Here is a 13022-nt window from a genome sequence, read left to right as displayed (position 1 = left end):
GGTATGTTATACTACTTATTTGAATATTTAGATAAATCTTTAGATGTTCCGGGAACGGGAGTTTTCCAGTATATCACGTTTAGATCGGCATTGGCTATTATTATGTCTTTGTTGTTGTCTACTATTTACGGTAAACGTGTTATTGGCTTTTTACGCCGTCAACAAATTGGAGAGACAGTTCGTGAATTAGGTTTGGATGGACAAACTCAAAAAGCGGGAACGCCTACGATGGGAGGAATTATTATTATTTTCTCTACCTTGATTCCGGTATTTCTTTTGGCAAAACTGAACAATATCTATATCATTCTTTTAATAGTTTCCATGTTGTGGATGGGACTTATCGGATTTCTTGACGATTATATTAAAGTATTCAAAAAAGATAAAGCAGGTTTAAAAGGTATATTTAAAGTAATAGGTCAAATTGGTCTTGGAATAATTGTAGGTGCTACTTTGTATTTCCATCCTGCAGTAACAGTTAGACAAGATGCTCAACCTACAAAGATTGTAGTGAATTCAGTTCAAAATACAATCAATCCAGTTTCGTTGGAAGAAAAATCGACCGCAACTACGATTCCTTTTTTTAAAAATAATGAATTCGACTACGCTGAATTATTAGCATGGACTGGTGATGGTTACGAAAATTGGGCATGGTTGGTGTTTATTCCAATTGTGATTTTTATTATCACTGCAGTTTCCAATGGTGCTAATTTAACGGATGGTATCGATGGATTGGCTGCGGGAACTTCTGCAATTTCTGTGGTTGCTTTAGGTGTATTTACTTTTGTTTCAGGAAATATCATTTTTTCGAATTATCTGAATATCATGTTTATCCCGAATTCTGGTGAAATGACTGTTTTTATAGCTGCTTTTGTTGGTGCATTAGTTGGCTTTTTATGGTACAACAGTTATCCGGCGGCTGTATTTATGGGGGATACCGGAAGTTTAACCATCGGTGGTGTAATCGCTGTGTTGGCAATTGCTGTTCGTAAAGAAATGTTGATTCCTGTGATTTGTGGAATCTTCTTGGCCGAAAATTTATCGGTGGTACTACAGGTTGCTTATTTCAAATATACTAAAAAGAAATACGGTGAAGGTCGACGTATATTCTTGATGTCACCGCTACATCATCACTATCAGAAAAAAGGGTATCACGAAAGTAAAATTGTAACCCGTTTTTGGATTGTTGGAATTTTATTGGCTATTGTGTCAATTGTAACCCTAAAATTAAGATAATATGCGATTAGTAGTTTTAGGTGGAGGAGAGAGCGGTGTAGGTACTGCTATCTTAGGAAAGAAAAAGGGATATGAAGTTTTTGTATCTGATTTTGGACAGATAAAAAACAATTATAAAGAAGTGTTGTCACTTCATAAAATCAAATTTGAAGACGAAAAGCATACAGAAGAGTTAATTCTTAATGCGGATGTGGTGATGAAAAGTCCGGGTATTCCGGACAAAGCACCAATAGTTAAAAAACTAATTGAGGCCAATATTCCAATTTTATCGGAGATAGAATTTACCAATCAGTTTTCAGATGCTGTAACAATTGGGATTACTGGAAGCAACGGGAAAACGACCACCACGATGTTAACCTATCATTTATTAAAACAAGCAGGTTTAAATGTTGGTTTGGCCGGAAATATTGGAAAGAGTTATGCATGGCAGGTCGCTGAAGGAAAATACGATACGTATGTTTTGGAGTTGAGTAGTTTTCAGTTGGATGGGATTGAAACGTATAAACCGCATATCGCCATCATTACAAATATAAGTCCGGATCATTTAGATCGATACGAATACAAATTCGAAAATTATATCGCCGCTAAATTCAGAATTACAATGAATCAAACGGAAGAGGATTATCTGATTTATGATGCAGACGACGAAGCAATAAAAAATTGGTTGGAAAACAATACCACCAAAGCAAAACTGGTTCCTTTTTCATTGACAAAACCTTTGGATTTTGGAGCTTTTTTAGAAGAAAATAATATTAATATCAATACCACAAAAGAAACTTTTGTTATGCCAACAAATCAATTATCATTAGAAGGAAAACACAACGTTAAAAACGCCATGGCAGCCGCTACAGTTGCACAACTATTGAAAATCAGAAAAGAAACGATTCGTGAAAGTTTATCTGATTTCCAAGGTGTGGAACATCGTTTGGAAAAAGTGCTTAAGATTCAAAATGTACAATACATAAACGATTCTAAAGCTACTAATGTGAATGCAACGTTTTTCGCTTTGGATAGCATGACTACTCCAACAGTTTGGATTGTTGGTGGTGTGGATAAAGGCAATGATTATACTGAATTGATGCCGTTGGTAAATGAAAAAGTGAAAGCAATTGTGTGTTTGGGTATTGATAATAAAAAAATTATTGAAGCTTTCGCTGGCGTAGTAGATACTTTGGTAGAAGCATCAAGTATGGTTGAAGCGGTGAGACAGGCGTATAAAATTGCTGAAAAAGGGGATTCTGTATTGTTGTCGCCAGCATGTGCTAGTTTTGATTTGTTTGAAAACTACGAAGATCGTGGTCGCCAGTTCAAACAAGCAGTACAAAATTTATAATTGCAATAAAGTCGTAAGCAACTTTACTGCTTAAAAAGGAACTATGAAGACGTTAATACATAATTTGAAAGGAGATAAAGTGATTTGGGCAATGGTAGCACTGTTGGCTCTCATCTCTTTTATACCTGTGTATAGCGCAAGTAGTAATTTGGCTTATCAAAAACATGGAACAGGAAATACCTTAGTCTATTTGATTAAACATTTAATTCACTTGGCTGCGGGTATTTGGATTATGTTCCAAGTACAAAAAATTCCATACCATTACTTTAGGAGTATATCAAGAATATTGTTGCCAATTGCGTGGATATTGTTGGCTTATACCATGCTCAAAGGAACAATGATTGAAGGTGCGAATGCCAGTCGTTGGATTTCGGTTCCCTTTGTAGGTATTACATTCCAACCTTCAGCATTTGCAGGAATTGTGTTGTTTTTGTTTGTTGCTCGCTATTTATCTAAAACAGAAATAGAAGAAATGACTTTTCAAAAGTCATTTGTAGAACTTTGGATTCCGGTATTCATCACTTTAGCATTGATTTTACCAGCGAATTTTTCAACAACTGCCTTGATTTTTTCAATGGTGTTAATGTTGACATTTGTTGGAAGGTATCCAATCAAAAATAGTGCTGTAATTGTAGGGATGGGAATTTTAGCTTTTGCATTTTTTGTGCTTTTAGTTAAGGCTTTTCCAGATGCTTTTCCAAACCGTGTGGATACATGGATTAGCCGTATAGAAAATTTTACGTCAGACGTGCCTGATGAAGATGATTACCAAATCGAAAAAGCAAAAACAGCCATTGCATCCGGTGGAGTTTATGGTTTAGGTCCGGGTAAAAGCATTCAAAAAAACTTTTTGCCGCAATCTTCTTCCGATTTCATTTTTGCCATTATTGTGGAAGAGTTAGGACTTGCGGGTGCTTTTTTTATTATTCTGATCTATTTGATTTTGTTTATTCGATTTGTAATCGCTTCGTACAAAGCGCCAACAGTCTTCGGAAAGTTGGTGGTGGCAGGATTGGGCTTTCCAATTATTTTCCAAGCATTTATTAATATGGGAGTGGCAGTCGAATTATTGCCTACAACAGGACAAACATTGCCTTTGATCAGTAGTGGTGGTACTTCCATTTGGATGACGTGTGCTGCTTTGGGAATCATTTTGAATGTAACCAAAAAAGAAGAAGAAATTGCGCAAGAAACGTTAGATAAACAAAAGAGAGAGGAAGCTTTACAACGTATTATTGATAGAGAATTGGCAGATGAAGAAAAGCAAGAAGAAATTTTTGAAGAAGGTTATTCAATTGAAGATGTTGCTAATCCAATGAATGCGGTTTTAAATAAATAATGATGAAAGAAAATCCAAAATTTATAATCAGTGGTGGAGGAACAGGTGGGCATATCTATCCTGCAATCGCTATTGCTAACGAGTTAAAAGCTCGTTTCCCAAAAGCGGATATTCTTTTTGTGGGCGCCAGTGATAAAATGGAAATGCAAAAAGTGCCTCAAGCGGGATATTCAATCAAAGGATTGTGGATAGCCGGTATTCAACGAAAATTGACACTTCAAAATGCAATGTTTCCTTTGAAGTTGATATCTAGCTTGGCTAAGTCTTTCGGTATTATTAAAAATTTTAAACCAGATGTGGTAATTGGGACTGGAGGTTTCGCCAGTGGAGCAGTATTAAAAGTGGCTTCGATGTTAGGAATACCTACGGTAATTCAGGAACAGAATTCTTATCCGGGAATAACCAATAAATTATTAAGTAAAAAGGCAAACAAAATTTGTGTTGCGTATGAAAATTTGGAACGATTTTTTCCAATAAAAAATATGAGACTTACTGGTAATCCAGTCCGTCAGGATTTGATTGCTGTTGAAGATAAAAGAGAGGAAGCGTTGACTTATTTTAAGTTAGATGCGGAAAAAAAAACACTATTGATTTTAGGTGGGAGTTTAGGAGCGAGAAGAATTAATCAGTTGATTGCTAAAGAATTGGATTGGTTGTTGTCTCAAAATGTACAAATTATCTGGCAATGCGGGAAATTGTATTTGGAGGAATACCAACAATTTTCTCAAAAAGAAGGCGTTCAGGTACTTGCTTTTATAGATCGAATGGATCTGGTTTATGCTGCTGCGGATATTGTGATATCAAGGTCTGGCGCATCGTCAGTTTCTGAATTAGCGATTGTAGGTAAGCCGGTTGTTTTTATTCCGTCACCTAATGTGGCAGAAGATCATCAAACTAAAAATGCTCAGGCCATTGTAAATAAACAGGGAGCAATTCTGATGAAAGAGAATGAATTGGATACGCAATTCGAAACTGTTTTTGAAGCATTGTTGAAAGATAAAGGGAAACAGCAAAGTTTAAGTGAGAATATTAAAAAATTGGCTTTGCCTGATGCAACGAAGCAAATAGTTGATGAAATAGTAAAATTAGTGAAATAAGAAAATGAATTTAAATCAAATACATAACGTTTATTTTATCGGAATCGGAGGTATCGGAATGAGTGCCTTGGCCCGTTACTTTAAATTCATTGGAAAAAAAGTGACAGGATATGATAAAACGCTAACCATGCTTACGGAGGAATTGGTTGCTAGTGGAATAACGATTCATTTTGAAGATGATATTCAACAAATTCCTGCTGATTTCACAAAAGAAAATACTTTGGTAATTATTACACCGGCTGTACCAAAAAACCATACGGAGTGGAATTACTTTTTGGATAATGACTACGTGGTAAAAAAACGTGCTGAAGTTTTGGGAATTATTACTAAAGATACCTACTGTTTTGCGGTGGCGGGTACGCATGGTAAAACAACGACTTCCAGCATTTTAGGTCATGTTTTATATGAAAGTGGCGCTGATGTAACAGCTTTTTTGGGTGGGATAGTCGAAAACTATAATTCCAATTTAATAGGTACCGGTAAAACAATTACTGTTGTGGAAGCGGATGAATTTGATAGATCTTTTTTACATTTGCACCCCAATTTAGCCTGCATCACTTCGATGGATGCAGATCATTTGGATATTTATGGCGATGATGCTTCTATCAAAGCTTCCTTTCAGGAATTTGCAGATAAAGTAACGGATAAAACTAACCTGTTTGTAATCAATGGCTTGCCTTTGGAGGGGATTACTGTTGGTGTAAATGACGGGTCAAAGTTTGTAGCGCATAATGTTAGAATAGTCGACGGTTGGTATGTGTTTGATGTAACAACACCAACAGAAGAGATTAAAGATATAAAATTTGGATTACCAGGAAAGCATAACTTAACCAATGCGTTGCTGGCTTTGGCAATGGCTAGTACGTTCGGAACCCCAACCGACGCTATTGCTAAAGCGTTAGCAACATTTAAAGGAGTAAAACGTCGTTTTTCATTCCAAATCAGAAAACCGGATTTTGTGTATATCGATGATTATGCGCACCATCCCACTGAGATTAACGCGGTACATCAAGCAGTTCGTGAGTTGTATCCCGGTAAAAAAGTATTGGCTGTGTTTCAGCCGCATTTGTTCAGCAGAACTCGTGATTTTGCAGATGATTTTGCTACAAGTTTGTCACAGTTTGACGAAGTTTTGTTGATGGAAATTTACCCAGCGCGTGAGTTACCGATGGAAGGTGTAACTTCGCAATGGTTGTTAGATAAGATAGAAAATCCAAATAAAAAATTAGTTCAAAAAAATGAATTGATTGGATTGTTGCAAACATCTGATGCGCCTGTTATTGTTACAATAGGAGCAGGTGATGTGGGAGAAATGGTTCCAGAAATTAAAAAAGCATTAGATGCGTAAAAATTGGGTGTTAAATATTCAGTTGATTGCCATTTTTGGATTGGTTATTTTTTTGTATTCATTTACTTCAAAAAGGAATGAACAACGAAAAATTTCCAAACCTCAGATTGAATTTTTAAATGCTGAGAGTCCGTTTGTAACCCACGAAATGGTTAATAACTTGTTGATAGAAAAATTTGGAGGTATATCTACGATTAAAAAAGAAGATATAGATTTGAAGAGTATTGAGCAAACCCTTAATAAACACAGCCTAATAGAAGATTCTGAGGTATATGTGAGTGTTGATGGTAAGCTAAAAACGGTCGTTAAGCAGAAGTCCCCAATCGCACGTGTTTTTAGTAACAATGCCTCTTTTTATATTGATTATGAGGGAGGTAAGATGCCGCTTTCAAAAAATTTTAGTGCCAGAGTGCCGCTTGTTTATGGTAAAATTAACACTGCCAAAGACAAGAATTTCGTGTCTCTGTTACAGATGATTTATAACGATGATTTTTTGAAAAAAAATATCATCGGTATGCAGGTTTTGGAGGATGGAAGTGTGATCATGAAGAATAGAAATTATGGTTATGATATTGTTTTTGGACGAACCATTAACATGGAGAGAAAATTTAATAACTATAAAGCGTTTTTTCAAAAAGCTGTACAGGACACTTTAATTGATTCGTATAAGAGTATCAATTTGAAGTTTACAAAACAGGTGGTTTGTACAAAAGAATAAGGTATGGAAAGAGAGAGAATAGCAGTAGGACTTGATATAGGTACGACTAAAATCGTAGCTATGATTGGTAAAAAAAATGAGTACGGTAAACTTGAAATTTTAGGCGTTGGTAAGTCTAAAAGTTTGGGTGTTGCTCGTGGTGTGGTAAATAATATTACACAAACTATTCAATCAATTCAAGAAGCAATTGCTTTGGCAGAGGAGGATTCTGGTTTTAAAATCAAAGATGTGGTGGTGGGCATTGCTGGCCAGCACATTCGTAGTATACAGCATAGCGATTATATTTCAAGACCTAATGCGGAAGAAGTAATCAGTGAGAAGGATATTGATCTTTTGATTAATCAAGTGCAAAAACTGGCTATGTTGCCTGGTGAAGAAATTATTCATGTATTACCACAGGAGTTCAAAATCGATGGGCAATCTGAAATCAAAGAACCAATCGGAATGTATGGTGGAAGATTAGAAGCTAGTTTTCATGTCGTAGTGGGTCAGGCTTCTTCAATACGCAATGTGGGGAGATGTATTAAAAGCGCAGGTCTGGATTTGTCAGGTTTGACATTGGAACCATTGGCTTCGGCAGACGCAGTATTAAGTCAGGAAGAAAAAGAAGCCGGTGTGGCTTTGATAGATATAGGTGGTGGAACAACGGATTTGGCCATTTTTAAAGACGGAATTATTCGCCACACGGCGGTAGTTCCTTTTGGGGGGAATGTAATCACGGAAGACATCAAGGAAGGTTGTTCGATTATCGAAAAACAAGCCGAATTGTTAAAAACAAAATTTGGTTCCGCTTGGCCAGGAGAAAATAAAGACAATGAAATTGTATCTATTCCTGGTTTGCGTGGTCGTGATCCTAAAGAGATTTCATTGAAAAATCTGTCTAAAATTATCCATGCGCGTGTTGTGGAAATAATAGAGCAGGTTTACACGGAAATCAAAGCGTATGGTCACGAAGATCCAAGAAAAAAACTAATTGCTGGAATTGTATTAACAGGTGGTGGGTCACAGTTGAAACACATCAAGCAATTGGTAGAATATATTACAGGTATGGATACTCGTATTGGTTATCCAAATGAGCATTTGGCAGGAAATTCTGGGGAAGAAATTTCAAGTCCTTTGTATGCAACAGCAGTCGGATTGGTTATGAACAGTGTTCGTAACAATACGGTGAGTGCGGTGCCACAAGAAAATTATGTACCTGAGCCGGTATTAGTTCAACAGCCGACAATTGAAGAAAAGCAGTTGTTGCAACAAGAGGCTGAAAAAGTTTTGGAAGAGGCAAAAATGGCGGATACCAAAACAACTGAAAAAACAATCAGAAAGTCGTTTTTCGACAAATACATAGACAAAATAAAAGATTTTTTAGACAACGCAGAGTAATCGGTATTGTCGCAAGTAACACAAAGTAAAAAAAACCAAATAGTATGGAAAGCAACTCAGAATTTGGAAGCATCGCTTTCGATTTGCCTAAAAATCAATCGAATGTGATAAAAGTAATTGGAGTAGGTGGTGGAGGTAGTAATGCTATCAATCACATGTTCAAGCAAGGTATCAAGGGAGTAGACTTTATTGTTTGTAATACTGATTCACAGGCATTGCAAAACAGTCCTGTACCTAATAAAATTCAGTTGGGGGTTAATTTAACTGAAGGTTTAGGTGCTGGAGCTAATCCTGATGTTGGACAACAATCTGCATTGGAAAGTATTGAGGATATCGAGAAAATGCTTGATGTGAATACTAAAATGGTTTTCATTACTGCTGGTATGGGTGGCGGAACCGGAACTGGAGCTGCACCTGTAATCGCTCAATTGGCTAAAGAAAGAGATATTCTTACTGTAGGAATCGTTACTATTCCTTTCCAGTTTGAAGGAAAAATTCGTTCTGAACAAGCTTTACTTGGTGTTGAAAAATTAAGAAGACAAGTTGATTCCTTGATTGTAATCAATAATAATAAATTAAGAGAAGTGTATGGAAATCTTGGCTTCAAAGCAGGATTCTCCAAAGCGGATGAAGTTTTAGCTACAGCTTCTCGTGGAATTGCGGAAGTAATTACGCATCACTATACTCAGAATATCGACTTGAAAGATGCTAAAACTGTTTTGGCTAATTCAGGTACTGCGATTATGGGTTCTGCTATGGCTGATGGTGAAAACCGTGCCAAAGAAGCCATTGTTTCTGCGTTGGATTCTCCGCTTTTGAATGATAATAAAATCACTGGTGCTAAAAACGTATTGTTGCTTATCGTTTCTGGAACCAACGAAATTACTATTGACGAAATTGGCGAAATCAATGATCACATTCAAACCGAAGCTGGATTCAATGCAAACATCATCATGGGTGTCGGTGAAGATGAAACTTTAGGTGATAAAATTGCAGTGACGATTATTGCAACTGGATTTTGTGTAGAACAACAAGCTGAAATCGTAAATACAGAGCCTAAAAAAATCATTCATTCGTTGGAAGATGAACAAAGGTTAGTGCACAATTTGACGCAGACTTTTGAGGCAAAAGGATTTGATTTTTCATCTCCAATTACACAAGCAGTTCCTGTAGCGCCGGTTGTAAACGAAACGCCTGCACCGGTTGTTGAAGAGAAAATTGTATTTTCATTAGAAGAAGAAATAACTACTCCAGATTTGGTGGAGCCTTATTTTACAATGGATTTGGTGCCAACTACTGAATTCATTAAAAATCTAGATGTAACATTCGAAATCGTTTCGCCGAATCAGGTGAACGAGAGTGAGTTCTATTTTACATCTCCGGAAGTAAAAGAAATTGAAGTGGTTGAACCTCAGTTCGTGGTTGCAGAACCAGAACAAATTGCGTTCACATTTGACCTTCCAATCGCGAAAGTGGAAGAGCCAAAAGTAAATACCGATCGATTGATTTTTGATCTAACGAATGAAATCAAAGATATTAAAGTGAACGATGCTGTTGAGTTTGTTCCTGTGACGGAAGTAACTCAAAATGGTGTAATTCGTCATTCTTTGGAAGAGTATATGGAAGTGGAAAGTCAGTTCGTTCAAGCTAAAAAAGAAGAGCCAGTTGTTGAAGTGACTCCAGCGGAATTGAATATTACGGTGAAGCAGGTAGAACCTCAAAATCCAGTAGCACAACCATCATTCATGAATGATGCATTCGCACCAACTGAAATGTCGATTGAAGAATCATTGAAATTAAGAGCAGAAGAACGTCGTCGTAAGATGAAGGAATTCAATTATAAATTCCATAATAACGCTGCTCGTGTTGATGAATTTGAAAAAGTACCGGCTTACAAGCGTATGGGAATAGATGTTACCAATAACAATCCTGCCGATAATAATCGTTCTAGATTGTCATTAGGATTAGACAGTAACGATGATGTACAATTGCGTTCTAATAATTCTTTTTTACATGACAATGTAGATTAACAGATATACATCAAATAGTGGTAACCCGAAATTTCTATCGATTTTTCGGGTTATTTTTTTAACTTCGCGTCGCATTCCTAAACATAGGAATTTTAGTAAAAATAATAAGTATAACGGTGATTTTTTGGTTTTTTCAAATCCAATTACGTCACTTTAAAATTGAAATAGTATGAGTTTATCAGCACAAATCATGGACGAAATGAAAAACGCAATGAGAGCTAAAGATACTGTAGCTTTAGAGGCGTTAAGAGCAATTAAATCTGCTATTTTGTTAGCACAAACAGAAAGTGGAGCAAAGGAAGAATTGTCGACTGATGATGAAATTAAATTATTGCAACGTTTGGTAAAACAGCGCAAAGACAGCGCAGCTATTTATACGGAACAAAATCGTCCCGATTTGGCTGAGCCTGAAATTGCACAAGTTGCGGTAATTGAGAAATTTTTACCTGCGCAAATGTCAGAAGCGGAAGTTGAGGCTGCAGTTGCAAAGATTATTGCTGATGGTGGTTTTTCTGGAATGGCAGCAATGGGACAAGTTATGGGTGCTGCTTCAAAAGCATTGGCAGGTCAAACGGATGGTAAGACCATTTCGAATATTGTTAAAAAACTTTTAGCATAAATCGGATTATTAAACTGTTGGATTTTTAGATACTCCAAAAGATTAATAATCAAGTATGGCCCCATAGTTCAATTGGATAGAATATCAGATTCCGGTTCTGACGATTTGGGTTCGAATCCCGATGGGGTCACGAATGAATACAAAGAAGGGTAAAAAAACATCAAGCTCGCTTGAAATGTTTTTTTACCCTTCTTTGTATTCTCAAAGCGGAGCTTTGTGGGATCAGTGGAGCTGAATCCCTATGGTGAAGCGGAGCTTTGTGGGATCAGTGGAGCTGAATCCCTATGGTGAAGCGGAGCTTTGTGGGATCAGTGGAGCTGAATCCCTATGGTGAAGCGGAGCTTTGTGGGATCAGTGGAGCTGAATCCCTATGGCGAAGCGGAGCTTTGTGGGATAGGAAGAGCTGATGCCCGATTCTAAAATAAGATTGCGCAATTCTTTTTGCATTTAGAAGAGCTCTCATTGCAGTAACGAGAACTCTTTCTGCAGTAGCGATATTTCTTCTCGCATTTAGAAGAACTCTCATCGCAGTAAAGAGAACTCTTTCTGCAGTAGCAACATATCTTCTTGCAGTGAGGATATCTCTTTCTGCAGTAAGGCGAAACCTCTTCGCAGTAGCGAAAAACCTTTCCACAGTAGCAATAACTCCTTCTGTAGTGAGAAAAACACTCTTCGCAGAAGCAATAACTCTCTTTCCAATGGGTATATTTCTCTTTTACTAATGGGTAATTTCTGTTAAGGATAGATTGTTCTAAATTAATGTTAAATAAAATTTAATCATTTAGAGAAGTAAATAATAACAAGTAGTTTTGTTAATAAATCCCAACATTGACATAAAATTACACACGTATTATGAAATTTAAACATATTGTATATTTACTGTTAGCAGTAGTTTTAGGCGGAATGATATTTTACAGAGTATCAACTAATAACGCTAAGAATGAGGAAAATGGTAAAGGGAAAGGTAAAGAAGGCGATAAAAAACCTTCAAAAGTTTCCGGAATTGTGCTAAAGCCTCAAATTTTCTCCGATAATTTATCACTTTCCGGTTCAATTGAAGCCAATGAACAGATTGAAGTGCGAAGTGAAGTTTCCGGTGTAGTGGAAAGTATCAATTTTCAAGAAGGAAGTTATGTTTCTAAAGGGCAACAATTATTTAAAATTAATGATTTGGAACTTCGGGCACAACTTTCGCAAGCCAGAACTAAGCAGACATTGGCCTCAGAAAACGAAAGAAGAGCAAAGTTGTTATTACAAAAAGAAGCAATCAGCCAAGAAGAGTATGATATTGCTAGTGCTGATTTCCGTTCGGCCCAAGCACAAACTCAATTAATTCAAGCGCAAATTGCGAAGACTTCGGTCAAAGCACCTTTTTCAGGAAAGATAGGATTGCGTTATATATCCAAAGGAACCTATGTTACTCCAACAACTGTTGTCGCTAATTTAGTAAATACCAGTCAGGTTAAAATCACTTTTTCTATTCCTGAAAAATATGCGACACAGATGAAGGTAAATACTTCGCTTTCGTTTACTACATCAGGTTCAAAAGATACATACACGGCTAAAATTTATGCTATCGAACCAGAGATTGAAGAAACCACCAGAACATTGAAAATGCGTGCAATAGCACAAAACCCAAATGGGAAGCTAATTCCTGGTACTTTTGCCAATGTTTCGTTGCCATTGGATAATATCAATGATGCCTTATTGGTGCCAACAGAAGCTTTGATACCAGTACAAAACGGAAAAAAAGTGTTTGTATCTGTAAATGGTAAAGCCAAAGAAATTATGGTTGAAACAGGAGCCAGAACCGATAAAGACGTTTTAGTCTTAACAGGTTTAAAAGCCGGTGATACGGTTTTGACTACAGGTGTGATGACACTGAAAGACGACACTCCAGTTAAAGTTAATATAAAGTAAGATAG

The 13022-nt window shown here is 36.7% G+C and carries 10 protein-coding genes and 1 tRNA gene; all 11 read left to right on the top strand.

The genetic code is table 11. The annotated features are described in order from the left end of the window. Positions 1-3: 3 nt before the first annotated feature. Positions 4-1233, top strand: a complete 1230-nt coding sequence (gene mraY, locus ACFO7M_RS11890) for a phospho-N-acetylmuramoyl-pentapeptide-transferase (protein ID WP_379716414.1) — start codon at positions 4-6, stop codon at positions 1231-1233. Position 1234: 1 nt separating this feature from the next. Further along, on the top strand, positions 1235-2566 hold the full coding sequence (murD, locus tag ACFO7M_RS11885; protein ID WP_379716411.1) for a UDP-N-acetylmuramoyl-L-alanine--D-glutamate ligase: 1332 nt from the start codon (positions 1235-1237) through the stop codon (positions 2564-2566). Between the two features lie 43 nt (positions 2567-2609). Next, the gene (locus tag ACFO7M_RS11880; protein WP_379716408.1) at positions 2610-3905 is read left to right on the top strand and encodes an FtsW/RodA/SpoVE family cell cycle protein; all 1296 of its coding nucleotides are present in this window, start codon (positions 2610-2612) and stop codon (positions 3903-3905) included. A 2-nt stretch (positions 3906-3907) separates the two neighbouring features. Beyond that, entirely contained in the window at positions 3908-5002 is a 1095-nt protein-coding gene (murG, locus tag ACFO7M_RS11875) for an undecaprenyldiphospho-muramoylpentapeptide beta-N-acetylglucosaminyltransferase (protein ID WP_379736049.1), read from the top strand. 4 nt (positions 5003-5006) lie between these two features. Continuing rightward, entirely contained in the window at positions 5007-6350 is a 1344-nt protein-coding gene (gene murC, locus ACFO7M_RS11870) for a UDP-N-acetylmuramate--L-alanine ligase (RefSeq protein WP_379735836.1), read from the top strand. Then, positions 6343-7068 (top strand): cell division protein FtsQ/DivIB, encoded by a 726-nt coding sequence (locus ACFO7M_RS11865; protein ID WP_379735834.1) that lies wholly within the window; start codon positions 6343-6345, stop codon positions 7066-7068. The genes murC and ACFO7M_RS11865 overlap by 8 nt, the downstream gene beginning before the upstream one ends. 3 nt (positions 7069-7071) lie before the next feature. Continuing rightward, the gene (gene ftsA, locus ACFO7M_RS11860; protein WP_379716399.1) at positions 7072-8448 is read left to right on the top strand and encodes a cell division protein FtsA; all 1377 of its coding nucleotides are present in this window, start codon (positions 7072-7074) and stop codon (positions 8446-8448) included. A gap of 44 nt (positions 8449-8492) precedes the next feature. Continuing rightward, positions 8493-10478 (top strand): cell division protein FtsZ, encoded by a 1986-nt coding sequence (gene ftsZ / locus ACFO7M_RS11855; RefSeq protein WP_379716396.1) that lies wholly within the window; start codon positions 8493-8495, stop codon positions 10476-10478. 169 nt (positions 10479-10647) lie between these two features. After that, positions 10648-11097, top strand: coding sequence for a GatB/YqeY domain-containing protein (locus ACFO7M_RS11850; RefSeq protein WP_379716393.1), 450 nt, complete (start codon positions 10648-10650; stop codon positions 11095-11097). 57 nt (positions 11098-11154) lie between these two features. Continuing rightward, positions 11155-11227 (top strand) — tRNA-Arg (locus ACFO7M_RS11845). Positions 11228-11949: 722 nt separating this feature from the next. Continuing rightward, positions 11950-13017, top strand: a complete 1068-nt coding sequence (locus ACFO7M_RS11840) for an efflux RND transporter periplasmic adaptor subunit (protein ID WP_379735833.1) — start codon at positions 11950-11952, stop codon at positions 13015-13017. The last annotated feature ends 5 nt before the right edge of the window (positions 13018-13022 follow it).

This window comes from Flavobacterium sp. GCM10023249, assembly GCF_042653365.1.
Taxonomy (GTDB): Bacteria; Bacteroidota; Bacteroidia; order Flavobacteriales; family Flavobacteriaceae; genus Flavobacterium.
The sequence above is the reverse complement of the archived record's forward strand: the minus strand, read 5'-3'. Positions and strand labels throughout refer to the sequence as shown.

Excerpts from the sequence above, each read along its gene's own strand:
- mraY (WP_379716414.1), top strand. The coding sequence starts at position 4 with ATGTTATACTACTTATTTGAATATTTAGATAAATCTTTAGATGTTCCG.
- murD (WP_379716411.1), top strand. The coding sequence starts at position 1,235 with ATGCGATTAGTAGTTTTAGGTGGAGGAGAGAGCGGTGTAGGTACTGCT.
- ACFO7M_RS11880 (WP_379716408.1), top strand. The coding sequence starts at position 2,610 with ATGAAGACGTTAATACATAATTTGAAAGGAGATAAAGTGATTTGGGCA.
- murG (WP_379736049.1), top strand. The coding sequence starts at position 3,908 with ATGAAAGAAAATCCAAAATTTATAATCAGTGGTGGAGGAACAGGTGGG.
- murC (WP_379735836.1), top strand. The coding sequence starts at position 5,007 with ATGAATTTAAATCAAATACATAACGTTTATTTTATCGGAATCGGAGGT.
- ACFO7M_RS11865 (WP_379735834.1), top strand. The coding sequence starts at position 6,343 with ATGCGTAAAAATTGGGTGTTAAATATTCAGTTGATTGCCATTTTTGGA.
- ftsA (WP_379716399.1), top strand. The coding sequence starts at position 7,072 with ATGGAAAGAGAGAGAATAGCAGTAGGACTTGATATAGGTACGACTAAA.
- ftsZ (WP_379716396.1), top strand. The coding sequence starts at position 8,493 with ATGGAAAGCAACTCAGAATTTGGAAGCATCGCTTTCGATTTGCCTAAA.
- ACFO7M_RS11850 (WP_379716393.1), top strand. The coding sequence starts at position 10,648 with ATGAGTTTATCAGCACAAATCATGGACGAAATGAAAAACGCAATGAGA.
- ACFO7M_RS11840 (WP_379735833.1), top strand. The coding sequence starts at position 11,950 with ATGAAATTTAAACATATTGTATATTTACTGTTAGCAGTAGTTTTAGGC.